Source organism: Streptomyces sp. S4.7, assembly GCF_010384365.1.
In the GTDB taxonomy this organism is placed as follows: Bacteria; Actinomycetota; Actinomycetes; order Streptomycetales; family Streptomycetaceae; genus Streptomyces.
This window is the reverse complement of sequence record NZ_CP048397.1, coordinates 7,030,709-7,053,414: the sequence shown is the minus strand read 5'-3', so window position 1 is coordinate 7,053,414 and position 22,706 is coordinate 7,030,709. Positions and strand designations below refer to the sequence as shown.

General features: G+C 70.8%; 18 protein-coding genes. 7 read left to right on the top strand and 11 right to left on the bottom strand.

What is annotated here, in order from left to right:
- Positions 1-75 precede the first annotated feature (75 nt).
- The 3 genes from glgC to SSPS47_RS30935 are packed head-to-tail and all read right to left on the bottom strand — an operon-like array spanning position 76 to position 3,349.
- A complete protein-coding gene (gene glgC, locus SSPS47_RS30945; protein ID WP_164253791.1) occupies positions 76-1,293 on the bottom strand; it encodes a glucose-1-phosphate adenylyltransferase in 1,218 nt (405 codons plus the stop codon).
- A gap of 54 nt (positions 1,294-1,347) precedes the next feature.
- The gene (gene glgA / locus SSPS47_RS30940; RefSeq protein ID WP_164253790.1) at positions 1,348-2,529 is read right to left on the bottom strand and encodes a glycogen synthase; all 1,182 of its coding nucleotides are present in this window, start codon (positions 2,527-2,529) and stop codon (positions 1,348-1,350) included.
- 55 nt (positions 2,530-2,584) lie between these two features.
- Positions 2,585-3,349 carry a (2Fe-2S)-binding protein gene (locus SSPS47_RS30935; RefSeq protein ID WP_164253789.1) on the bottom strand — a complete coding sequence of 255 codons (765 nt, stop codon included), beginning with the start codon at positions 3,347-3,349 and terminating at the stop codon, positions 2,585-2,587.
- 223 nt (positions 3,350-3,572) lie between these two features.
- On the opposite strand from SSPS47_RS30935, the gene SSPS47_RS30930 reads away from it, so the two are divergent.
- Positions 3,573-4,724: a DMT family transporter gene (locus SSPS47_RS30930; RefSeq protein ID WP_164253788.1), complete on the top strand. Its 1,152-nt coding sequence runs from the start codon at positions 3,573-3,575 to the stop codon at positions 4,722-4,724.
- Here SSPS47_RS30930 and SSPS47_RS30925 read toward each other — a convergent pair.
- A complete protein-coding gene (locus SSPS47_RS30925; protein WP_164253787.1) occupies positions 4,605-5,894 on the bottom strand; it encodes a transglycosylase family protein in 1,290 nt (429 codons plus the stop codon). The genes SSPS47_RS30930 and SSPS47_RS30925 overlap by 120 nt on opposite strands.
- A gap of 233 nt (positions 5,895-6,127) precedes the next feature.
- On the opposite strand from SSPS47_RS30925, the gene SSPS47_RS30920 reads away from it, so the two are divergent.
- Both SSPS47_RS30920 and SSPS47_RS30915 read left to right on the top strand, forming a co-directional pair.
- A complete protein-coding gene (locus SSPS47_RS30920) occupies positions 6,128-8,671 on the top strand; it encodes a glycoside hydrolase family 3 C-terminal domain-containing protein (protein WP_164253786.1) in 2,544 nt (847 codons plus the stop codon).
- Between the two features lie 16 nt (positions 8,672-8,687).
- Positions 8,688-9,806 carry a LacI family DNA-binding transcriptional regulator gene (locus SSPS47_RS30915; protein ID WP_164253785.1) on the top strand — a complete coding sequence of 373 codons (1,119 nt, stop codon included), beginning with the start codon at positions 8,688-8,690 and terminating at the stop codon, positions 9,804-9,806.
- A gap of 358 nt (positions 9,807-10,164) precedes the next feature.
- Here SSPS47_RS30915 and SSPS47_RS30910 read toward each other — a convergent pair whose 3' ends face one another.
- Positions 10,165-11,469: an ROK family transcriptional regulator gene (locus tag SSPS47_RS30910; RefSeq protein WP_147877882.1), complete on the bottom strand. Its 1,305-nt coding sequence runs from the start codon at positions 11,467-11,469 to the stop codon at positions 10,165-10,167.
- Between the two features lie 140 nt (positions 11,470-11,609).
- On the opposite strand from SSPS47_RS30910, the gene SSPS47_RS30905 reads away from it, so the two are divergent.
- From SSPS47_RS30905 to SSPS47_RS30890, 4 genes are all read left to right on the top strand, one after another.
- Complete coding sequence (locus SSPS47_RS30905) at positions 11,610-12,926, top strand: sugar ABC transporter substrate-binding protein (protein ID WP_164253784.1); 1,317 nt, start codon at positions 11,610-11,612, stop codon at positions 12,924-12,926.
- A 10-nt stretch (positions 12,927-12,936) separates the two neighbouring features.
- Positions 12,937-13,947, top strand: coding sequence for a sugar ABC transporter permease (locus SSPS47_RS30900; RefSeq protein ID WP_164253783.1), 1,011 nt, complete (start codon positions 12,937-12,939; stop codon positions 13,945-13,947).
- Positions 13,937-14,815 carry a carbohydrate ABC transporter permease gene (locus SSPS47_RS30895; RefSeq protein ID WP_239065127.1) on the top strand — a complete coding sequence of 293 codons (879 nt, stop codon included), beginning with the start codon at positions 13,937-13,939 and terminating at the stop codon, positions 14,813-14,815. Before SSPS47_RS30900 ends, SSPS47_RS30895 begins: the two co-directional genes overlap by 11 nt.
- A gap of 62 nt (positions 14,816-14,877) precedes the next feature.
- On the top strand, positions 14,878-16,242 hold the full coding sequence (locus SSPS47_RS30890; RefSeq protein WP_164253782.1) for a GH1 family beta-glucosidase: 1,365 nt from the start codon (positions 14,878-14,880) through the stop codon (positions 16,240-16,242).
- A 221-nt stretch (positions 16,243-16,463) separates the two neighbouring features.
- Here the strand turns inward: SSPS47_RS30890 and SSPS47_RS30885 are convergent, their stop codons facing one another.
- The 6 genes from SSPS47_RS30885 to SSPS47_RS30860 form a co-directional block, all read right to left on the bottom strand.
- Positions 16,464-17,363, bottom strand: coding sequence for a carbohydrate kinase (locus SSPS47_RS30885; protein WP_164255217.1), 900 nt, complete (start codon positions 17,361-17,363; stop codon positions 16,464-16,466).
- A 56-nt stretch (positions 17,364-17,419) separates the two neighbouring features.
- Positions 17,420-18,409 carry a zinc-dependent alcohol dehydrogenase family protein gene (locus SSPS47_RS30880; RefSeq protein WP_164253781.1) on the bottom strand — a complete coding sequence of 330 codons (990 nt, stop codon included), beginning with the start codon at positions 18,407-18,409 and terminating at the stop codon, positions 17,420-17,422.
- A complete protein-coding gene (locus SSPS47_RS30875; protein WP_164253780.1) occupies positions 18,406-19,323 on the bottom strand; it encodes a carbohydrate ABC transporter permease in 918 nt (305 codons plus the stop codon). Before SSPS47_RS30875 ends, SSPS47_RS30880 begins: the two co-directional genes overlap by 4 nt.
- On the bottom strand, positions 19,320-20,306 hold the full coding sequence (locus tag SSPS47_RS30870) for a sugar ABC transporter permease (RefSeq protein WP_164253779.1): 987 nt from the start codon (positions 20,304-20,306) through the stop codon (positions 19,320-19,322). Before SSPS47_RS30870 ends, SSPS47_RS30875 begins: the two co-directional genes overlap by 4 nt.
- Positions 20,303-21,661, bottom strand: a complete 1,359-nt coding sequence (locus SSPS47_RS30865; protein WP_164253778.1) for a sugar ABC transporter substrate-binding protein — start codon at positions 21,659-21,661, stop codon at positions 20,303-20,305. Before SSPS47_RS30865 ends, SSPS47_RS30870 begins: the two co-directional genes overlap by 4 nt.
- Before the next feature lie 142 nt (positions 21,662-21,803).
- A complete protein-coding gene (locus SSPS47_RS30860) occupies positions 21,804-22,565 on the bottom strand; it encodes a DeoR/GlpR family DNA-binding transcription regulator (protein ID WP_164253777.1) in 762 nt (253 codons plus the stop codon).
- Positions 22,566-22,706: the final 141 nt, after the last annotated feature.

Sequence of the window (22,706 nt, the reverse complement as noted above, 5' to 3'; positions counted from 1 at the left end):
GGGTCGTTCACGTGCCGGACGGTCGGACCGCCCGGCACGTGAGGTGACGACATTCCCGGGATCGGCGAGACACCCCTAGAGAACCGGCTGGCCCTTCCCGAGTGCGATGACCCCGTTCTTCGAGACCGTGTACAGCTCCTCGTCCCGCCCGGGATTGACGCCGATCGTGGCGCCGGGCGGGACGTCCACGTTCTTGTCGAGTATCGAGCCGCGTACGACCGCGCCGCGGCCCACCCGTACGTTGTCGTGGAGCACCGACCCCTGCACCACGGCTCCCTCCTCGATCACCACGCCCGGAGACAGGACGGAGCGGGTCACCTGGCCGCGGATGACACAGCCGGGGCCCACGATGGACTCGCTCGCGATGCCGCCGGCGACGAACCGCGCGGGCGGGAGCTGGCCCGCGTGCGTGTAGATGGGCCAGCGTCTGTTGTCGAGGTTGAACTCCGGCTGGTGCGAGATCAGATCCATGTGCGCGTCGTAGTACGAGTCGAGCGTGCCCACGTCCCGCCAGTAGCCGTGCTCGCGCGGGGTCTCGCCCGGCACGTGGTTGTCGTCGAAGTCGTAGACCTGCGCCATGCCCTGCTCGGTGAGCATCGGCAGGATCGAGCCGCCCATGTCATGGACCGAGGTCCGGTCCTCGGCGTCGCGGTGCAGCGCGTCCACCAGGATCTTGGTGGTGAAGAGGTAGTTGCCCATCGAGGCGAAGACGTGCTCGGGGTCGCCCGGCAGTCCCGGCGCGTCGGACGGCTTCTCCTGGAACCGGTCGACACGGGTGCCGTCCGGTCCGGGCGTGATGATCCCGAACGACGAGGCCTCGGCGCGCGGCACCCTGATGCCGGCGACGGTGACCCCGGCGCCGCTCTCGATGTGCCGTTGAAGCATCTGCCGGGGGTCCATGCGGTACACATGGTCGGCGCCGAACACCGCGATGTAGTCCGGCTGTTCGTCATGGACGAGATTGAGGGACTGGAGTATCGCGTCCGCGCTGCCGAGGTACCAGCGCGGGCCGAGCCGCTGCTGGGCGGGCACCGGCGTGACGTAGTTCCCCAGCAGACTGGACATCCGCCAGGTGGTGCTGACATGGCGGTCCAGCGAGTGCGACTTGTACTGCGTCAGCACGCAGTTGCGCATGACGTCGCCATTGACGAGATTCGACAGGACGAAGTCCACCAGGCGGTACGTACCGCCGAAGGTCACCGCCGGTTTGGCGCGGTCGGCCGTCAGCGGCATCAGCCGCTTGCCTTCCCCGCCCGCCAGCACAATCCCGAGCACCGAAGGTCCACCACGCATCGCCGCTCCTTCTGTCCGCGACCCTCTACCGGTCGTTCCGATCCATCTACCCGGCTAGCGGGACTTGAGCAGCTCTTCGTACACCTCGTACGTACGCCGGGCCACCCGGTCCCAGCCGAACTCGCGCACCGCCCGGTCCCTCCCCGCCGCGCCCATCGCCGCAGCCGACTCCGGATCGTCCAGGACCCGGTTGAGGGTCTCGGTGAGGGCCGACTCGAAGTCCTCGGGGTGCCGCTCGTCGTACGGCACCAGCAGGCCCGTGCTCCCGTCGTCGACCACCTCCGGGATACCGCCGACGGCCGAGGCGACGACCGCGGTGCCGCACGCCATCGCCTCCAGATTGACGATGCCCAGCGGTTCGTAAACCGAGGGGCAGACGAAGGCGGTCGCGTGGCCGAGCAGTTGCACCACGTCGGGGCGCGGCAGCATCTCGGGGATCCAGAAGACCCCGTCGCGGCTGCCGCTCAGTTCGTCCACCAGCTCGCGGAACTCGGCCTCGATCTCCGGTGTGTCGGGCGCTCCCGCGCAGAGCACGAGCTGTGCCTCCGGATCGAGCGCGCGGGCGGCGCGCAGCAGGTGCGGGACGCCCTTCTGCCGGGTGATGCGGCCGACGAACAGGACGAAGGGGCGGTCGGGGTCGATGCCGATCCGCGCCAGCACGTCGGTGCCCGGGTCCGGGTGGTAGAGGCGGGTGTCGATGCCGTTGTGGATCACCCGCACGCGGTCCGGGTCGAGCGAGGGGTAGCAGTCGAGGATGTCGGCGCGCATACCGTGCGAGACGGCGACGACCGCGTCCGCGGCCTCGATCGCCGAGCGTTCGGCCCAGCCGGACAGCGCGTATCCGCCACCGAGTTGCTCGGCCTTCCATGGCCGCAGCGGCTCCAGCGAGTGGGCGGTCATCACGTGCGGGATGCCGTAGAGCATCTTGGAGACGTGGCCGGCGAGCGCGGCGTACCAGGTGTGCGAGTGCACCAGGTCGCTGCCATTCACGGCGGCGGCCATCGCGAGATCGACGGAGAAGGTGCGCAGCGCGTCGTTGGCGCCTTCGAGTCCGGGCGCGGCCCGGTGCCGTACGACGCCCAGGGCACGCTCCTCGTCACTGCCGCCGTGCTCACCCCAGCAGTGCACGCCGAGGTCGGTCAGCTCACGCAACTCGCGTGCCAGGAACTCCACATGGACGCCCGCGCCCCCGTACACGTCCGGCGGGTACTCCCGGGTCAGCAGCCCGACCTTCACGCCATACCCCCGTCGCCCGACGATCTCTGCAATGTCATGGTCACCCGGAAACCTCTCATGCGGAAGGGCGCTGCGGTGGCCGGTCGAAGACACAGTCCCCGCAGAGGCCGCCGGACGGGCAACGGTAGTAGAGGCAGCAGCTCCGGCGCCGGAAGGATCCGTTCCACGAGACGCCGGTGGTGCGCAGGTCGGGATGGGTGAACAGCGCCGCCCCGATGGCGGCGGCCCGCTCGCCCGCCTCGGGCCGGCCGGCCCTGCGGCTCCAGGCGCCGAGTTCGCGTACGGCGCCGGTGAGGGCGGAGCCGGCGTTGCCCCACAGCAGTCCCGGCGAGATCCTGCCGTCGGCGCGCAGGGCAGCCGCGAGGGGGACGAGATGGCCGTGCTGGACCACGTCCCTCACGGCCACCGCGAGGTCCGCGAGGCCGTCCACGGATGCGCCCGCGGCGCCGTTGGCGGCCGGGAGGGGGCGGGGACCGGACAGCCGGAGATCGTCCGGCGAGGAGCCGAGGGGATCCCAGAACAGCCGCGCGGGGTCCAGGTCCGGGACCTCGCCGTGCAGCGCGGCCGAGCCCAGGGCGATCGACCAGAGCCGGGCGGCGAGCCCCAGCTGGGCGACGGACGCGGCGATCCGGCGCTCGGGCGCGCCGAGCTTCACCGCGACCCTGTCGACGCGCGCCGAAAGGGGCGCGATGTCGCCCTCGTAGATCTGTGCGAACGGAACGTACGCGCGGGCGTGCGCCCCCGGCTCGGCGGGCCCGCCGAGCTCTCCTGTCCGCAGGGCGAAGAACCCGCCCACCGATCCCACCTCCGCGAGATCCATCCACACTCCCCCAGCTCGTCGCCCTGTGTCACTTTCCGTAACGTCCGGTCCCCACGCCGGGTGCCCGGATCGTGGCAGCGATCGCACCCGGTGTCTCCACCCACGGGTCGGGGCCACCGCCGCGGGAATGACTGCGGCCCTCCCGGCGTACTACTACAGCAGTACGCCGTAATGCCGTCTTCAGGACGACGACTAATCGCACCAGGCGAGAGATCGTGGATATATGAGTGCACTCGCGCTGTCCGTGCTGCTGTCACTGGTCTCCGCGGTCGCCTACGCGGCCGGGGCGATCCTCCAGGAGCGCGTCGCGGCAGCCACGCCCGCCCGCCCCTACGCGCCCCTGCATCACGGTGTGTGGTGGGCCGCTGTGGCGTTGAACGGGGTCGGTGCGCTGCTTCACGTCGTCGCCCTGGCCTACGGCCCTCTGAGCCTCGTACAGCCCCTCGGCGCGCTGACGATCGTCTTCGCGCTGCCGATGGCGGCCGTCTTCGTCCGCCGCAAGGCGGGGGCCGCCGCCTGGCGCGGCGCGCTCATGGCGACGCTCGGACTGGCCGGGCTGCTCGCGCTGGCCGGCTCCGCGGGCTCCCACTCGCTGGGTTCGGGCGAGCGCATGGTGGTGGCGGGCGCGACCGTGGGTGTGGTGGCGCTGCTGTTCCTGATCGCGCAGGCCGTGCACCGTCCGGCCGTGCGCAGTGTGCTGCTGGCCGCGTCGGCCGGTGTCGCCTTCGGTATCGCCTCGGTGTTCACCAAGACCGTCGCCGTCAACTGGACCGAGGGCACGTTCAACGGTCAGGTGCCGAGCCTGCTGGTGATCGCCGGCCTCGCGGCGGCCGGTCTGCTGCTCTCGCAGGCCTCCTACCGAGGTGCGGGGCTCGCGGCCCCGCTGGCCACGGTCACGGTCGTGAATCCGGTGGTCGCGGCCGCCGTCGGGCTCACCCTCTTCGGCGAGGGATTCCGGTACGGCCTCACGGGCGCCCTGCTGGCCCTCGGCTTCGGTGTGGTGACCGCGGGCGGACTGGTCCTGCTGACGACGGAGCGGCTCGCCGCGCAGACGGCAGCGGCCCTCGAAGAGGAGCCCGCCGGCGCGGAGCCCGCCGAGCCGGAGGCGGCACCCGGCCCCGGGACCGCCGGGGCGACGGCCACGCACCACCACGCCGGACCGGACCACCGGCTGCCCTGGCACCTGATCCCGCGCAAGGGGACGCACGAGCCGCAGCACAAGGCGGTGCGCCGCACCGTGCGGCGGACCGTCCGCTCAGATGCGGACGCCGGCCGCCCGCAGGTAGGAGATGGGGTCGATGTCGGAGCCGTAGCCGGGCCCCGTACGCATCTCGAAGTGGAGATGCGGTCCCGTACTGTTTCCGGTCGATCCTGAGCGCGCGATGCGCTGACCCGCGTTCACCTTCTGACCGTCACGCACGTTGAGCGCGGACAGGTGCGCGTACTGGCTGTACTTGCCGTCCGTGTGCCGGATGACGACCTGGTAGCCGTAACTGCCCTCCCAGCCAGCCGACACGACCGTGCCGCCCGCCACGGCCTTCACGGACGTGCCGGTGGGGACGGGGAAGTCGACGCCCGTGTGGTAGCCGCTCGCCCAGGAGCCGGCCTTGCGGTACGGAGTGCCGGTGCCCGCACTGACGGGCGCGCTGAAGCCCGACGACTGCTTCGGCTTCTCCGCGGTCTTCGGCTTCGAGACCTGCCGCTGCTCGGGCTGCTCCTTCGGCTTCTCCGCCTGGGGCTTCGGCTTGGGCTTCTCGGCCTGCTTCGGCGGCTGCGCCTGCCGCGCGGCGGGCTTCTTCGCCTCCTCCTTGGGAGGAGCGGGCGCCTCGGCGGCCGGCTTGTCCTTCGCCGGGGCCGGGACGTGCAGGACGAGCTTCTGGCCGGGAAAGATCAGATCGGGATCACTGCCGATGACCTTGCGGTTCTCCTCGTACAGCCGCTGCCAGCCGCCCCGCAGCTCCTGGGCGGCGGCGATCCCGGAGAGCGAGTCGCCGCCCGCCACGGTGTAGCCCTCGCGCTCGGTGGGCACCGACGTGGGCGACGCGGCCTTCTTCGGATCGCTCCGGGGGGTGCGCTTCGCCGTGTCGCTCGCCTTGCGCGCCGACGCGGCGTCCCGGCTGTCCCCGGTGTCGCGGGCCTTGGCCGGTGACACGTCGGGGGCGTCGCCGCCGCGTGTGAGGCCGGCCTTGACCGAGCAGTGGGGCCACGCCTGGGGTCCCTGGCCCTTGAGGACCTTCTCGGCGACGGCGATCTGCTGGTCCTTGGTGGCGAGGTCGGCGCGCGGCGCGTACTGCCCGCCGCCGAACGCCTCCCAGGTGGACTGGCTGAACTGGAGCCCGCCGTAGTAGCCGTTGCCGGTGTTGATCTGCCAGTTGTTCGTGGACTCGCAGGCGGCGACCTTCTCCCAGGTCTCCACGGGAGCCGCGTTGACCGTGCTCGCGCCGATGAGCGGCAGGGCGATGCCCGCACCGCCCGCCGTGACGGTGAGCGACGCTCGGTTGATACGGCTCGGCTGGTATCTGCGGTGCCGACCGGTTGCGGCCATGATCTCGGCTCCCCCACTGGCAGGTAAGGACGTCTGGGACACGTCGCAATCGGTCAACTTAGGCCAGTCGCATGTGCAATGACAAGGGCTCACATCAGTAGCCCGCGCGGCATGTGTGCGCCCGTTGTGCGTCATCGCGGCCCAAAGGCCGGCATTGACAGGTCCCGCACCGTCCGGAGAGTCTGGGGCAAGCCGACGGGAGAGCGCTCTCCAACAACATAGAAGGGGGCAGCATGGCCGAGGACGAGACCGGGCGACTGCTGGAGAAGCTCGACTTCGGGCAGAAAATCCGTCTGCTGACGGGCGCCAGCAATTGGCGTACGTACGCCGAACCGGCCGTCGGGCTGCGTCCTCTCACGATGTCCGACGGACCCGCCGGGGTACGCGGCGAGACGTGGGACGAGCGGCGGACCTCCCTCGTCCTGCCGTCGCCGACCGCCCTCGCGGCGTCCTGGGACGAGGAGTTGGTCCGCGACCTCGGCGGGCTGCTGGCCACCGAGGCGCGCCGCAAGGGTGTCCAGGTGCTCCTCGCCCCCACGCTCAACCTGCACCGGTCACCGCTCGGCGGGCGGCACTTCGAGTGCTTCTCCGAGGACCCGCTGCTGACGGCGCGCACGGGTGTCGCGTTCGTCAAGGGCGTACAGGAGGGCGGAGTGGCGGCCACCGCCAAACACTTCGTCGCCAACGACGCGGAGACCGACCGGCTGCACGTCGATGTGCGGGTGACCGAGCGGGCGCTGCGTGAGCTGTATCTGGCGCCGTTCGAGGCGGCGGTGGAGGCCGGTGTCTGGGCGGTGATGTCCGCGTACAACAAGGTCAACGGCGTGACCATGTCGGCGAGTCCGCTCCTGGAGTGGCCGCTGAAGGGAGACCGGCCGCTGCCGGGGAACGGGCCGGTCCAGGGCGGCTGGGGCTTCGACGGGCTCGTCCTCTCCGACTGGGGGGCGGTGCGCTCGCTGCTCGGCAGCGCGCGCTCGGGCCAGGACCTCGCCATGCCGGGGCCGGAGAGCCCGTGGGCGGCCGGGCTGCTCGCCACCGTGACGGCGGGCCTGATCGACGAGGCACGGATCGACGACAAGGTACGGAGACTGCTGCGGCTCGCCCGGCGCGTCGGGGCGCTGGGCGAACCGGCCCCGCGCCGACGGCCGTTGATCCCGCCCGCCGGTGAACGGGCGCTGCTGCGGCGGGCCGTCGCCGCCGGTACGGTCCTGCTGCGCAACGAGCGGGACGTGCTGCCGCTGGATCCGGCCCGGCTGCGCCGCGTCGCCGTCATCGGCCCGCAGGCAACGGCCGTACGGATCCAGGGGGGCGGCAGCGCGGAGGTGTTCCCCTCGTCCGTGGTCACGCCGCTGGAGGGGATCGAGGCGGCGCTGGGCGAAGCGCCCGTGGAAGCTGGTGACGGCTACCGGCCCGAGGTGACGTACACGCCCGGACTCCCGCCGCACACCCGCCCCCGGCCGCTCGACCCGGCCTGGACACGCGATCCGCGCGGTGGCGAACCGGGCGTCCTCGTGCGGTTGCTGGACGCCCACGGCGCCGAACTGCACGCCGAACACCGCCTGTCGGGCCGCATCGTGGAACCGGCCCGTGTCGCGGGCGCCGTCACCGTGGAGATCAGCGCGCTCGTCCGGCCCGCGCGGAGCGGGAGCTGGACACTGGGTGTGGGCGGCTGGGGGCTCATCTCCCTGTCCGTGGACGGCCGGACGCTGCTGTCCGACGAGTTCCCGCTCGACAGCGACGACCCGACCCGCGTACACGTTTCCCCGCCCTACCGGTGCGTACGGGCCGAGTTGACCGAGGGCGTCGAGTCGGAGGTGGTCGCGCGGCGGCGGCTGGACGCCGGGACAGGTGTGGCGACGCTGCTGGCCGCCGCCCCGCCGCCGGGTGACGCGCCGACGGCGCTCGCCGCCGCCGAGGCCGCGGCGCGGGCGGCCGATGTCGCGGTGGTCGTGGTGGGCACGACGCAGGAGAGCGAGTCCGAGGGCCGCGACCGCGACTCGCTGGCGCTGCCCGACGGGCAGGACGCGCTGGTACGGGCGGTGGTCCGCGCGAACCCGCGCACGGTGGTGCTCGTGAACTCGGGCGGCCCGGTCGCGATGCCCTGGCACCGCGAGGTGCCCGCGCTGCTCCTCTCCTGGTTCCCCGGCCAGGAGGCCGGACACGGCCTTGCCGACGTGCTGTTCGGCCGCGCCGAGCCCGGCGGACGGCTGCCGACGACCTGGGCGCTCGCCGAGGAGGACGTACCGGTGCTCGACACCCGGCCGCGCGACGGACGCCTTCCTTATGAGGAGGGCGTCCACATCGGCCACCGCGCGTGGCTGCGCGCCGGGGCCCGGCCCGCGTACTGGTTCGGACACGGGCTCGGCTACACGACGTGGACGTACGAGGGCATGGAGGCGCCTTCCGCCGTGAGCGGGGACGGGGCCGGTGTCGAGGTACGCGTACGTCTGCGCAACACCGGCCCGCGCCGGGGGCGTGAGGTCGTCCAGGTCTATGTGGCCAGGACGGACACGGCGGTCGACCGGCCGGTACGGGCGCTCGCGGGGTACGCGTCGGTGGAGGCCGACCCGGGCGAGGAGGCCGTGGCGACCGTACGGCTCGCGGCGCGGGCACTGTCGCACTGGTCGACGGACCACGGGCGCTGGGAGACGGAACCGGGGACGTTCACGCTCCTGGCGGGCTCCTCGGCGGGAGAGCTGCCGCTGCGCACGACGCTCACGGTGGCGGCGCCGGGGCCGCTCGCGCCGGACGCGTCGATGGAGAGCGCTCTCCGCTGATGCTATAAATGCGCTCATGACGGAGGATTCACGAGCGGTCGGCGCGCCCACGCTGGAGGATGTCGCCAAGGCGGCCGGGGTCTCGCGCGCCACCGTCTCACGCGTCATCAACGGCGTACGCAACGTCGATCCGGTGATCCAGGCGGCCGTACGGGACGCGGTGTCCGTCACCGGGTACACCCCGAACCGCGCCGCCCGCTCGCTCGTCACCCGCAAGGCCGACTCGATCGCCCTGGTGGTGTCGGGCGCGGGCGACGACCCGCCGCCGGTCGCCGCGACGGCGGGGGGCGGGGGTGACGACTGCGGTCGCGAGGGCGCCGGATTCGGCGGGGGCATGGGCTCCTTCATGACGGACGTCTTCGCCGACCCGTTCTTCGGGCGGGTGGTGACGGGCGTCGTCACCTTCCTTCGCCCGCGCGGGATTCACCCCGTGCTGATGTTCGCCGAGACCTCACGGGCGCGGGACGAGGCGGTGTCCTACCTGCGTCAGGGCAGCGCCGACGGCGCGCTGGTCGTCTCCACACACGCCGAGGACCCGCTGCCCGCGCTCATCACCGACGCCGGTCTGCCCGCCGTCCTGTACGCGCGCCCCGCCCGTCCCGTACGGATCAGCTACGTCGACCTCGCCCACCAGGACGGCGCCCGGCTGGCCGCCGAGCATCTGCTCGCCCGTGGCTGCCGGCGGATCGTCACGATCGCGGGACCGCTGGACGTACCGGCGGGGCAGGACCGGCTGGCGGGCTTCCGGGAGACGATGGCCCGGCAGGGGCATCCGTACGTCCCCGTGGCGGAGGGCCAGTTCACCGAGGAGAGCGGCGAGTCGGCGATGGAGCGGCTGCTCGCGGAACACCCGGACCTGGACGGGGTGTTCGCGGCCAACGACCTGATGGCCGTGGGCGCGTGCCGGGTGCTGCGCGAGCTCGGGCGGCGGGTGCCGGAGGATGTCGCGGTGATCGGCTTCGACGACAGCCGCGCGGCGGCGTCCTGCCGGCCGCCGCTGACGACGGTGCGGCAGCCGGTGGAGGACATGGCGGCGGAGATGGCACGGCTGCTGCTGGACCGCCTGGCGCGGCCGGAACGTCCGGTGACGTCGGTGATCTTCGAGCCCACGCTGGTCCTGCGCGCCTCGGCCTGACCGGCCGGGTCCTGTCCTCAATCGCCGGACGGGCTGGTTGATGCCCCCGGCCCGGGGCCCGGGCCTTCGTCCTCAAACGCCGGACGGGCTGAACACCGCCCCCAGGCGAGTCGGCACACACGTGCACGCAAGGACGGGCCCGGCAGGCCCGGCTCTGTCCTCCATCGCCGGACGGGCTGGGTTGTGCGGGCGCGCCGAAAGGCGGGCCCGAGCGAGTTGCGGCTCCCGTGCGCAGGGGAGCGGTCCCTACGGCCCGAGGTTCGTCCTCCATCGCCGGACGGGCTGGGGTCTGCCCGCAAGTTCGGCCCGCTCCAGCCCGTCCGGCGATGGAGGACAAGACCCCGGCCCGGGGACCCGCCTACGTCGGGGCCCGGGCCCATCGTGGTGGGGGGCCCGTGTCCGGGGCCGGCGGCAGGGGGCGCGTGCCGCCGCGGGCGAGGAAGTCCGTCAGGGGCAGCGTCGCCGCGCCTACCGTCACCGCGTCGGGGCCGAGCCGTCCCATCTCGACCGTCGCCCGCGCCGCGGTGTGCCGCAGTGCGTACTCACGGGCGTAGCGGCGGATGTCCGGCAGCAGGTGCGGGCCGATCAGAAGGCCCGCCCACCCGCCGAGGAGCACCCGTTCCGGCAGGAACAGATTGATCAGGTCGGCCACCGCGGCCCCGAGGCACTCGGCGGTCTCGTCGAGCAGCGCCACCGCGACCGGGTCCGGCGCCGCCCCGCCCGGCGGCGGAAAGGCCGCGCCCAGCAGGGCCGCCAGCGCCGTCTCGTCGTCCGCGTCGGCCGGCAGCGGGCCCCCCGCCTCCTGCCAGCGCTCGCGCATCGCCTCCGCGCCCGCGTACGCCTCCAGGCAGCCGATGGAGCCGCAGCGGCAGCGCCGGCCCCGCATCTGCACGGTGGTGTGGCCCCATTCGAGCGCGCTGCTGCGCTGGTTCTCGTCGAGCGTGCCGCCTTCGCCACCGTGAATCACGCTGGCGCCGACGCCGGAGCCGATGAGCGCGATCGCGGCGGTGCCGGTCCCCCGCCCGCCGCCGAACCACATCTCCGCCTGGCCCAGCGTCTTGGCGCCGTTGTCGATGAAGAGCGGGACCTCGGCGGGTATGTCGACGGCGGCACGCAGCAGTTTCTCGAAGGGCACCGCGCTCCAGCCCATGGTCTGGCCGTGGACGACCGCGCCCTCGGGGCCGTCGCGTTCGATGATGCCGGGGACACCGATGCCGATGCCGAGGAGTTCGCGCGGGTCGGCACCGGCGTCGCGCAGGACATGGGCGACGCCGGTGCGCACGTGCGCGACGATGCGTTCGACGTCGTGGCCGTGCTGGGCCAACAGCCTCTCGGTGCGGGCGAGTTCGGTCAGGGACAGATCGAAGAGTTCGACACGGACGCGGGTCTCCCCGATGTCGATGCCGATGAGGAGCGCGCCGCCGGGAGCAACGCGCAGCAGCGTGCGCGGCCTGCCGCCGTCGGAGTCGACCACGCCCGCCTCCTCCAGGAGGCGTTCGGCGGCGAGTTCGGTGACGACGTTGCTGATGGAACCTGAACTCAGTCCGGTGGCGGGGCCGAGCTCCTGACGGCTCAGGGGCCCGTCGAAATACAACCGTTGCAACACCCTCGCCCGGTTGCCCCTGCGCAGGTCACGCACTGTTCTTCTGTCCCGCTCGGCCATGGTGCTCCTTCCCAGCAGGCAACATACCCCGGTCCCAGACCTTGACGCGACCTTCTCTCACCTCTTAAATCACGACATAAATTAAGCCGTGAGGCAGCGTTCGACTCTCGAACGCAGCCACCCCGGAAAGGGGCAGTCCCATGCGCCGAATCAGAGCCGCAGCAGTCATCACCCTCACCACCGCCCTCGCCGCCACCGTCACCGGATGCGGCGGCGGAACGTCCACCGGCGAGGGCGGCAGCAACGACTCGCCGAAGACCCTCACCTACTGGGCGTCCAACCAGGGCCCCAACATCGAGGCCGACAAGAAGATCCTCACTCCCGAGCTGAAGAAGTTCGAGAAGGAGACGGGGATCAAGGTGAAGCTAGAGGTGGTGCCCTGGTCCGATCTGCTCACCCGGATCCTGGCCGCCACCACGTCCGGGCAGGGCCCCGACGTACTGAACATCGGCAACACCTGGTCGGCCTCGCTCCAGGCGACCGGCGCGCTGCTGCCGTGGGACGACAAGAACTTCGAGGCGATAGGCGGCCGGGACCGCTTCGTCGACTCGGCGGTCGCCTCGGCCGGCGCCGAGGGCCGGCCCCCGGCGGCCGTACCGCTGTACTCGCTCGCCTACGCGCTCTACTACAACAAGCAGATGTTCGCGGACGCCGGTATCGACGGGCCGCCCGCCACCTGGGACGAGCTGGTCGCCGACGGCAAGAAGCTGTCCAAGGACGGCAAGTGGGCGCTGGGTGCCGAGGGCGGCAACCTGTCGAACAACATCCACCAGGTCTTCGCGCTCAGCCAGCAGCACGGCGCCGACTTCTTCGACGCGTCGGGCGAGCCGACCTTCACCACCGACGGCAATGTGGCGGCGGTGAAGCAGTACGTCGACTTCATGGCCAAGGACAAGATCATCGCCCCGGGCAACGCGGAGTACGCCCAGAACCAGTCGCTGACCGACTTCGCCAAGGGCAAGACGGCGATGGTGCTGTGGCAGGCCGCGGCCTCGACGTTCGCCTCGCAGGGCATGGAGCCCGAGGACTGGGGCGCCGCGCCCGTGCCCGTACCGTCCGGCGCGCCCGGCGCCGACAAGCAGGTCAACTCGATGGTCGCCGGCATCAACATCGCCGTCTTCAAGAACACCAAGAACGTCGACGGCGCCAAGAAGTTCGTCAAGTTCATGACGAGCGACGCCGAACAGAAGCTCCTCAACAAGACCTACGGGTCGATCCCGCCCGTCGCCGCGGCCCAGGCCGACCCGGCGTTCGCCGCGCCCGACCTGAAGGTCCTGCGCGACACCCTCGCGGGCAGCGCGGCGCCGCTGCCCCAGGTGCCCGAGGAGTCGCAGTTCGAGACCGCCGTCGGGACCGCGGTCAAGGACCTGTGGGCGGACGCCGCCTCAGGGACCCCGGTGACGACCGAGTCCGTCAAGAAGCGGCTGGACAAGGCCCAGCAGCAGATGCAGCAGTGAGGCACCGCCCATGACGTCCACCGTGACTCCCCCCGTACGCAAGACGGGCAGCGGCGCGGACCGGGGCGACGGGGGTGCGCGGCGGCGGCGTCTGCCGCGTATCCCCGACCGGATCCGCCACGGCGGGCTGCCCTACCTGCTGCTGCTCCCCGCCGTCCTGCTCGAACTGCTCGTGCACATCGTCCCGATGGTGATCGGGATCGTCATGAGCTTCCGCGAACTGACGCAGTTCTACATCAACAACTGGGACAAGGCGCCGTGGCGGGCGTTCGACAACTACAAGATCGTCGTCGACTTCGACGCCCCGCTCGGCGAGGCGCTGCTCCACTCCTTCTACGTCACCTGCCTCTTCACGGTCATCACGGTCGGCCTGTCCTGGCTGTTCGGCATGGCCGCGGCGATCATGCTCCAGGAGAACTTCCGCGGCCGGGGGCTGCTGCGGGCCGTCTTCCTCACGCCGTACGCGCTGCCCGTGTACGCCGCCGTCATCACCTGGGCGTTCATGTTCCAGCGCGACAACGGCATCATCAACCACGTCCTGCACGACCAGCTCGGCCTCACCGACGAGCCGTCCTTCTGGCTGATCGGTGACAACAGCTTCATCGCGCTCGTCGTCGTCGCGGTCTGGAAGTCCTGGCCGTTCGCCTTCCTCATGCTGATGGCCGGGCTCCAGAACATCCCGCGCGAGCTGTACGAGGCGGCGTCCATCGACGGCGCGGGCGTCTGGCAGCAGATCCGCAAGATCACCCTGCCGTCGCTGCGGCCGGTCAACCAGGTGCTGGTGCTGGTGCTGTTCCTGTGGACGTTCAACGACTTCAACACGCCGTACGTACTGTTCGGCGACTCGGCGCCCGAGGCGGCCAACCTGATCTCGATCCATATCTACCAGTCGTCGTTCGTCACCTGGAACTTCGGTACGGGCTCCGCGATGTCCGTCCTGCTGCTGCTCTTCCTGCTGCTGGTGACGGCGGTCTACCTGGTGGCCACCTCGCGCGGAAGGAAGGGCTCCGGTGCCGTCTAAGGCCCTGGCCGGCAAGGCCAGATCTCCCCTCGCTCCTCCGGCGTCCTTCCTCTGGACCCGCCGGATCATCCTGGCGTTCCTCACCGCCTTCGCGCTGCTGCCCGTCTATGTGATGGTCAGCAGTTCGCTGAAGCCGCTGGAGGACGTGACGGGCAAGTTCCAGTGGATACCGTCCGAGATCACCATCCGGCCGTACTTCGACATCTGGGACACCGTCCCGCTCGCGCACTACTTCGTGAACTCGCTGATCGTGGCGGGCGCGGCGACGGTGCTGTCGGTGACGATCGCGGTGTTCTCCGCGTACGCCGTGAGCCGCTACCGGTTCAGGGGCAAGCGCGTCTTCACCGTCACGGTGCTCTCCACACAGATGTTCCCGGGGATCCTCTTCCTGCTCCCGCTGTTCCTGATCTTCGTCAAAATCGGCAACAGCACGGGCGTCGCCCTGTACGGGTCCAGGGGCGGGCTCATCCTCACCTATCTGACGTTCTCGCTGCCCTTCTCCATCTGGATGCTGATCGGGTACTTCGACTCCATCCCGAGAGATCTGGACGAGGCGGCGATGGTGGACGGCTGCGGTCCGTTCGGCGCGCTGTTCCGGGTGGTCGTACCGGCCGCGATCCCCGGCATCGTGGCCGTGTCGGTCTACGCGTTCATGACGGCCTGGGGAGAAGTGCTCTTCGCGTCGGTGATGACGAACGACGAGACCCGCACGCTCGCCGTCGGTCTCCAGGGCTACGCCACCCAAAACGACGTGTACTGGAACCAGATCATGGCGGCGTCGCTGGTCGTCAGCGTGCCCGTCGTCGCCGGTTTCCTGCTCCTCCAGCGCTATCTCGTCGCCGGTCTGACGGCGGGAGCGGTGAAGTGACCGTACGTCAGGTGATCCGTCGTCAGTCAATACCTCAAGTGACCTCCGCGGAAAGGCAGTCAGTGAACGACCTCAACGCCCTCCCCCACGATTTCCTCTGGGGCGTCGCCACAGCCGCCTATCAGATCGAGGGCGCCGTCGCCGAGGACGGCCGCTCGCCCTCGATCTGGGACACCTTCTCCCACACCCCGGGCAAGGTCGACAACGGCGACACCGGGGACATCGCCTGTGACCACTACCACCGGGTGCCCGAGGACATCGGCCTCATGAAGCGGCTCGGGGTCGGCTCGTACCGCTTCTCGCTCGCCTGGCCGCGTGTCGTTCCCGGCGGGGACGGGCCGGTGAACGAGGCCGGGATCGCCTTCTACGACAGGCTGGTGGACAGCCTGCTGGAGGCGGGCATCACCCCCTTCGCCACGCTCTACCACTGGGACCTCCCGCAGACGCTCCAGGACCGCGGCGGCTGGCCGGCCCGCGAGACGGCCGAGCACTTCGCCGCCTACGCCTCCGTCGTCGCCGAGCGTCTGGGCGACCGGGTCAAGGACTGGGCGACCCTCAACGAGCCGCTGTGCTCCGCGTGGATCGGCCATCTGGAGGGCAGGATGGCGCCGGGTCTCACCGACATCAAGGCCGCGGTGCACGCCTCGTACCATCTGCACCTCGGTCACGGTCTCGCCGTCCAGGCCATCCGCGCGGCGTCCTCCGACGCCCGTGTCGGCATCGTGAACAACCTCAGTCCGATCGAGGCGGCCACCGACCGCGAGGCGGACCGGGCGGCGGCCGTGCGGGCCGACGGTCACATCAACCGCTGGTGGCTGGACCCGGTCCACGGGCGCGGCTACCCGCAGGACATGCTCGACCTTTACGGGGTGGAGCTGCCCGAGCGCCCCGGCGATCTGGAGACCATCGCCGCGCCGCTGGACTGGCTGGGGCTGAACTACTACTTCCGCCAGGTCGTCGCCGACGACCCGGCCGGGCCCGCGCCGTACGCCAAGCAGGTCTATCTGCCGGGCGTGCGCCACACGGCGATGGACTGGGAGGTGCACGCGGACGGCCTGGAGGAGCTGCTGGTGCGGCTGACCGAGGAGTACGGCGCACAGCGCGTGTACGTCACCGAGAACGGCTCGGCCTACCCGGACGTCCTGCGGGACGACGGCACGGTCGACGACCCGGAGCGCACCCGCTATCTGGAGGAGCATCTGGCGGCCTGCGCGCGTGCCGTACGCAAGGGGGTGCCGCTGGCCGGGTACTTCGCGTGGTCGCTGCTGGACAACTTCGAGTGGGCGTACGGCTACGACAAGCGGTTCGGCCTCGTCCACGTCGACTACGCGTCGCAGCGGCGGACGATCAAGTCCAGCGGATACCGGTACGCCGAGATCATCCGCGAGTCGGCGGCGCGCAAGCGCTGGAGCGTGTCCGGGAAGTAGCGCCGTCCGGCCGCGGGGCGGGCCCCCGGCGGCTGGTGCGGTGCATCGCAAGGCCGGAGGACCGGTGTGGTGGACGGACCGGCCGTACTCGGCCGACTCCGCCGCAGGCCAGGGGGATTTCACGGACACGCACCAGTCGATGTCCTCGCCACGCTCCCGTCCCCGGCAGCGGTCGACGCCGCTGCCGGGGACGGGAGTTGAGGACCGGAACCGAGGGATCGTCAGACGCGCGCCTCCGGGAGCGACGGCTCCGTGCCCGCCTGGGCGACCACGGAGGCCGCCACCCGCGAGGCGAAGCCCAGCATCTCCAGGGCCTGTGCGCGGGTGAACTCACCTGCGCCCGCGGCCGGGTGGACGCCGCCCGAGACCATCCAGGTGATCATCGCCGCCATGAAGGCGTCACCCGCGCCGATGGTGTTGACCACCTCGACCGGCACGGCGGGCACGGACACCGGTTCGGCGGAGCCGGTGTAGGCCGTACTGCCCCGCGAACCCCTGGTCAGGACGACCAGTCGGCCGCCGCCGGCGAGCCTGCGGCAGGTCTCCTCCGGCGCCGATTCCGGCCACAGGCGCGCCAGGTCCTCGTCGCTGGCCTTGACGACCTGGGCCAGCTCGCAGAGTTCGCGCAGCTTCGCCGCCCCGCCCTCCGCGTCGAGCGTGCGGTCCTCGCGCACGTTCGGATCCACCACCAGCAGCGATCCGCCAGCCGCCGCGGCGCGCGCCGTCGTCACCACGGCCGAGGCCGCGGGTTCGACGACGGCGGCGAGACCGCCCACGTACACGGCGGCGAAGCGCTCCACGTCCGTACGGTCGGGCAGCTGGAAGGTCGCCGTGTGCTGGAGGTGGAAGTGGTAGCCGGTGCCCTCGGGGCCGGGGTCCGCGACGGCCAGCGCCGTGGGGAGGTCCGGTCGGGCGCAGAGGCCGAGCTCGACTCCCGCCGAGACCAGCCGCCGCTCGATCGACCGGGCGAACCCGTCGTTTCCGAGGGCACCGGCGAACCAGCTCGGCGTGGAGAGCCGGGCCAGTCCGGTGGCCACGTTCGCGGGGGCGCCGCCGGGCTGGGCCCGGTGCTCCTCCGCGTCGCCGGCCGTCGGCACCAGGTCGATCAGCGCCTCGCCCATCACCAGGACGGCGCCGGAGCCCGGTTCGGGGCCCGGTGCCGCGCCGGGCGCTTCGGTCACGGCTCCACCACGATCTTGCGGCCCTGGCCCGCCTTGAACCGCTCGATGGCCTGCGGGTACTGCTCCAGCGGCAGCCGGTCGCTGATGAACACCGCGGGGTCGAGGACCCCGGTGGCGAACAGCGCGGCGGCCCGCTCGTAGCTGTGCAGCACCGCCATCGAGCCGGTGATGGTGATCTCCTGGTTGTAGATCTTGTACGGCTCGATGACGGCCTTCGTCGCGTAGTCCGAGACACCGAACTGAAGGAACGTTCCTCCCTTGGCCACCCGGCCGAGGCCGTCCTGGATGGCGCCCGCGTTGCCGGTCGCGTCGATGACGACGTCCCAGCCGCCGGGCCGGTCGAACTCCTCCGCCGAGGCGGCCGCCCGTGAGCAGCCGAGCTTCGACGCGGTGGCCAGCCGCTCGGGGTTGACGTCCAGCATGTCGACGCCCGCGGCGCCGGTGCGCTTGGCCAGCTCCAGCATCATCAGACCCATCGTGCCCGAGCCGTAGATCAGCACGTCGGCACCGAGCGTGCTGCTCAGGACGTCGTAGCCGCGTACGGCGCACGACAGCGGCTCGATGAGCGCCGCGTCCCGCACGTCCACGTGGTCGGGGAGTTTGACGCAGTTGGCCACGGGCGCGACGGCGAACTCGGCGGCGCCGCCGGGCACGGAGACCCCGATCGCGTTCCACCGGTCGCAGAGGTTGCCGCGACCGGCCCGGCAGTAACGGCACTCGTGGCAGTACAGGGACGGGTCGACGGCGACCTTGTCGCCCACGACCAGCTCCGTGACGTCGGCACCGACGCCCACGACCTCACCGGCGAACTCGTGGCCCGGCAGGATCGGCAGGGTCGGCGCGAACTCGCCCTGGAGGATGTGCAGATCGGTGCCACAGATGCCGCACGCGGCGACGGACACGACGACGTCGCGCGGGCCCGGGGTCGGATCGGGGACCGTGGTGACGGACACCTTGCCGACACCCTCGACGATCGCTGCCCTCATTTGACGGCTCCAAGAGAAAGGCCCTGGACGAGCTTGTCCTGGGCGGCGAAGCCGGCGGCGAGCACCGGCAGTGACACGACGACGGACGCGGCGCACAGCTGGGCGAGGAAGAGGCCCTGGCTGGTGACGAATCCGGTCAGGAAGACGGGCGCTGTCTGAGCTGTGACGCCGGTCAGGACCCTGGCGAAGAGCAGTTCGTTCCAGCTGAAGATGAAGCAGATCAGCGCCGTCGCGGCGATACCGGGGGCGGCGACGGGCGCCACCACCCGCATCAGGACGGTGGGCACCCGGGCGCCGTCCACCTGCGCGGCCTCGATGATGGAGACCGGCACGTCCGCGAGGAAGGACTGCATCATCCAGACCGCGATCGGCAGATTCATCGAGGTGTAGAGGATGACGAGCAGCCAGATGTTGTCCAGCATCCCCACGTTCTTCGCGAAGAGATAGACCGGCAGCAGTCCGGCGACCACCGGCAGCATCTTCGTGGAGAGGAAGAAGAACATCACGTCCGTCCACTTGCGGACGGGCTTGATGGACAGCGCGTACGCCGCCGGCAGCGCCAGCACGAGGACGAACAGGGTGGAGAACACGGAGGCCGTCACCGAGTTGATGAGCGGCGGCCAGGGGCTCGCACCGCCCTCGGCGCCGAAGAACGCGCTGAAGTTGTCGAAGGTCAGCGGCGCGGTGAGGGACGGCGGGTTGGTCGCCGCGTCCGACTCCGAGTGCAGGGACGTCAGAAGCATCCACAGCGCGGGGAAGCAGAAGACGATACCGATCACCCAGGCCAGCAGACCCAGCGCGGTGGAGCGCCGCTTGGCGCGCCGGGCCGCGGGGCCGTACTTGTCCTGGTGCTGGGCGGGGGTGGACGCCTTGCCGGGGGCGCCGGCGGTCTTCGGTGCGGAGAGTGTGCTCATGCGCGCCTCGCCTCCTCACTGAAGAGGGACGAGACGACGCGCAGGGCGAAGGTCGCGATCACGATGGTGCCGATCACGACGACCACGCCTGCCGCGGAGGCCAGTCCGTACTCGTGAGCCTGGTAGAAGGTCTGGTAGATGGTGTAGGGGAGGTTGGCCGTGCCGAGTCCGCCCGCGGTGATGGTGAACACGGCGTCGAAGTTCTGCACGATGTAGATCGAGCCGAGCAGGACGCCGAGTTCGAGGTAGCGGCGCAGATGCGGCAGGGTCAGGAAGGCGAACATCTGCCAGGCGTTCGCGCCGTCGAGCCGCGCCGCCTCCATCATGTCCAGCGGCCTGCTCTGGAGCCCGGCCAGCAGGATGAGCATCATGAACGGCGTCCACTGCCAGACGAGGGACGCCTCGACGGCGAGCAGCGGCATGTCCGAGATCCAGTCGGGCTGCGACGGGTCCTCGACACCGAACAGTCCGGTGAACCAGGCCCAACCGCCGTTCAGCAGGCCGTACTCGGGGTTGTACAGCACGTGCTTCCACAGCAGCGCCGCCGAGACGGGCACCAGCAGGAACGGGGTGATGAGCAGCGTACGGACGAAGCCACGGCCCATGAACTTGCGGTCGAGCAGCAGGGCGAGCAGCAGTCCGAGCACGACGCTGGCGATCACGACGGTGGCGGTGAGCAGCATCGTCGTGAAGACCGAGTCACGCAGGTCCGCGTCGGTGAACACGGAGCCGTAGTTGGACAGTCCGGCGAAGCTGCGGGCGTCCGGGTTGAGCGAGTTCCAGTCGAACAGCGAGATGAACAGCGTTGCCACGAAGGGCAGTTGGGTGACCGCGATCAGGAAGATCAGGGCCGGCAGAAGGGGGGCCCGGGTGGCCCAGGCGCGGGCCCGTCCGGACCGGGGCGCCGCCGGGGGGCGGGACTCGGCCGGCGGGGACGGGTCCGGCGGGGCGGGCGGCGGCGCCGCGCTGACGGAAGTGCTCACCGGTACTCCTCGGCTACCTTCTCGGCCAGCTTCTGGGAAGCCTCCAGGGCCTCGTCGACGGACTGGCGGCCGGCGATGGCCTCGCTGATCTCCTGGGAGACCTTCGTACCGAGGTCGGTGAACTCGGGGATGCCGACGAACTGGATACCGACGGTCGGGCGGGGCTGGGTGCCCGGGTCACGCGGGTTGGCGCTGGAGATGGCCTCCGACGTCACATCGGCGAACGCGGCGGCCTCCTTGCGGTAGTCCGGGTTGATGTAGGTCGAAGCGCGCTTGCCGGCGGGGACGTTGGACCAGCCGATCTTCTCGCCGACGAGCTTCTCGTACTCCTTGCCGGACGCCCAGGAGATGAACTTCCAGGCGTTGTCGGTGTTGTTGGACGCCTTCTGCATGCCCCAGGCCCAGGTGTAGAGCCAGCCTGAGCTGTCCGTCTTGTCGACGGGCGCCGGCACGTAGCCGATCTTGCCCTTGACCGGTGAGTCCTTGGCCTCCAGCGAGCCCGCGCCCGCCGTGGCGTCGTACCACATGGACGTCTTGCCCTGCGTCATGTTGTTGAGGCACTCGGCGTAGCCGGCCTGCGGCGCGCCCGCCTCGCCGTGCTCGCGTACGAGGTCGACGTAGAACTTGGTGGCCTTCTTGAACTCGGGCGAGGTCAGCTGCGCCTCCCAGTCCTCGGTGAACCAGGTGCCGCCCATCGTGTTGACGACGGTCGTCAGCGGGGCGATGACCTCGCCCCAGCCGGGCAGACCGCGCAGACAGATGCCCTTCATGCCCTTCTCGGCGCCGTCGGTCTTGGCCGCGAGGTCGGCGACCTCCTGCCAGGTGGGGTTGGCGGGCATCTTCAGGTTCTTCGCGTCGAACACGTCCTTGCGGTACATGAGGAAGGACGACTCGCCGTAGAACGGCTGACCGTAGAGCTTGCCGTCCTCGGCCGTCAGCGACTCCTGGAGCGGCTTGAGGATGTCGCCCTGGTCGAACTTCTTGTCCTTCTGCGCGTACTCGTCGAGCGTGTGCAGCCAGCCGTTCTTCGCGAAGAAGGGCACCTCGAAGTTGCTGATGGTCGCGACGTCGTACTGGCCGGCCTGGTTGGAGAAGTCCTGGCTGATCTTGTCGCGTACGTCGTTCTCCGGGAGCACCGTGAAGTTGACCTTGATGCCGGTGTCCTTGGTGAAGTTGGCGGCGGTCAGCTTCTGGAGCTCGACCATCTGCGGGTTGTTCACCATCAGCACGTTGAGCGTGTCACCGCCGTCCGAGCCGGTGCCGCCGGCGCCGCTGCACCCGGCGAGGAGTGCCGTCAAGGCCGCTCCCGCGCCCACACGTACGCCTATTCCACGTCGTCGCTGCTGGAGGGGCATGAGTTTCTCCTGATCGTTCGGTCGAAAAACTGCTGGTGGCTGAGGGGTTGAAAGGGTGGGGGAAAAATCGGGGGCGTCGTCGGGCCGTACCCCTCCCGCCCCCTGGCCGGTACGGCGGGGGTCCGGGAGCGGGTGCGGCGGGTCAGACGCGGATGACCTGGGGGCCCAGCAGCGAGTAGCGCTGTGCCTCCGCCGACGGGAGTCCGACGTCGGTGACGATCGTCTCGAAGTCGCCGACGTCGGCGAACCGGCAGAAGCTGACGGCGCCGAACTTGGTGTGGATCCCGGCGAACACCTTGCGGCGCGAGCTGCGCATGGCCTGGGCCTTCACCTCACTGACGGCCGGGTCGGGGGTGGTCAGCCCGTACTCGCGCGAGATGCCGTTCGCGCCGACGTACGCCAGGTCGATGACGAAGTCGGCGAGCATCCGGGTCGCCCAGTGGTCGACAGTGGCGAGGGTGCCGCCGCGCACCCTGCCGCCGAGCAGCAGGACGGCGATCTTGTCGGCGTCGGCCAGTCCGTTGGCGACCGCCAGGGACGCGGTGACGACGGTCAGCGGGCGGTCCCGGGGCAGGGCCTCGGCTACGAGCTGGGGGGTGAAGCCCTCGTCCACGAAGACCGTCTCGGCGTCGCCGATGAGATCGGCGGCGGCTGCCGCGATCCGTGACTTCTGCGGTACGAGGCGGGTGGTCCGCACCGCGAGGGTCGTCTCGTAGCCGGCGCTCTCGACGGGGTAGGCGCCGCCGTGGGTACGCCGTACCAGGCCGTGCTCCTCCAGGGCGTGCAGGTCACGCCGGACGGTCTCCTTGGCCACGCTCAACTTCGTGGCAAGCGCGGTGACTTCCACCGACCCCTCACGTCGGGCGATCTCAAGAATTTCTCGTCGGCGTTCGTCCGTGTCCACGACACACACATCCCTGCTCTGCTGGGGCTCAGCACCCGTTCGGGCTCATGGGTCGTTTGTACAAGCAAGAGACCCGGCTCGACCAGGCTCTTCGCCGCTTTGAGTGTGACCGTTCATGCCCGTTTCCCCATCAGCGTATGC

What these genes read in the sequence shown, in the direction of transcription:
- SSPS47_RS30875 (WP_164253780.1), bottom strand. Translation starts at nt 19,323, where the DNA reads ATGAGCACACTCTCCGCACCGAAGACCGCCGGCGCCCCCGGCAAGGCG.
- glgC (WP_164253791.1), bottom strand. Translation starts at nt 1,293, where the DNA reads ATGCGTGGTGGACCTTCGGTGCTCGGGATTGTGCTGGCGGGCGGGGAA.
- SSPS47_RS30905 (WP_164253784.1), top strand. Translation starts at nt 11,610, where the DNA reads ATGCGCCGAATCAGAGCCGCAGCAGTCATCACCCTCACCACCGCCCTC.
- SSPS47_RS30930 (WP_164253788.1), top strand. Translation starts at nt 3,573, where the DNA reads ATGAGTGCACTCGCGCTGTCCGTGCTGCTGTCACTGGTCTCCGCGGTC.
- SSPS47_RS30885 (WP_164255217.1), bottom strand. Translation starts at nt 17,363, where the DNA reads ATGGGCGAGGCGCTGATCGACCTGGTGCCGACGGCCGGCGACGCGGAG.
- SSPS47_RS30880 (WP_164253781.1), bottom strand. Translation starts at nt 18,409, where the DNA reads ATGAGGGCAGCGATCGTCGAGGGTGTCGGCAAGGTGTCCGTCACCACG.
- SSPS47_RS30910 (WP_147877882.1), bottom strand. Translation starts at nt 11,469, where the DNA reads ATGGCCGAGCGGGACAGAAGAACAGTGCGTGACCTGCGCAGGGGCAAC.
- SSPS47_RS30920 (WP_164253786.1), top strand. Translation starts at nt 6,128, where the DNA reads ATGGCCGAGGACGAGACCGGGCGACTGCTGGAGAAGCTCGACTTCGGG.
- SSPS47_RS30925 (WP_164253787.1), bottom strand. Translation starts at nt 5,894, where the DNA reads ATGGCCGCAACCGGTCGGCACCGCAGATACCAGCCGAGCCGTATCAAC.
- SSPS47_RS30915 (WP_164253785.1), top strand. Translation starts at nt 8,688, where the DNA reads ATGACGGAGGATTCACGAGCGGTCGGCGCGCCCACGCTGGAGGATGTC.
- SSPS47_RS30865 (WP_164253778.1), bottom strand. Translation starts at nt 21,661, where the DNA reads ATGCCCCTCCAGCAGCGACGACGTGGAATAGGCGTACGTGTGGGCGCG.
- SSPS47_RS30935 (WP_164253789.1), bottom strand. Translation starts at nt 3,349, where the DNA reads ATGGATCTCGCGGAGGTGGGATCGGTGGGCGGGTTCTTCGCCCTGCGG.
- SSPS47_RS30900 (WP_164253783.1), top strand. Translation starts at nt 12,937, where the DNA reads ATGACGTCCACCGTGACTCCCCCCGTACGCAAGACGGGCAGCGGCGCG.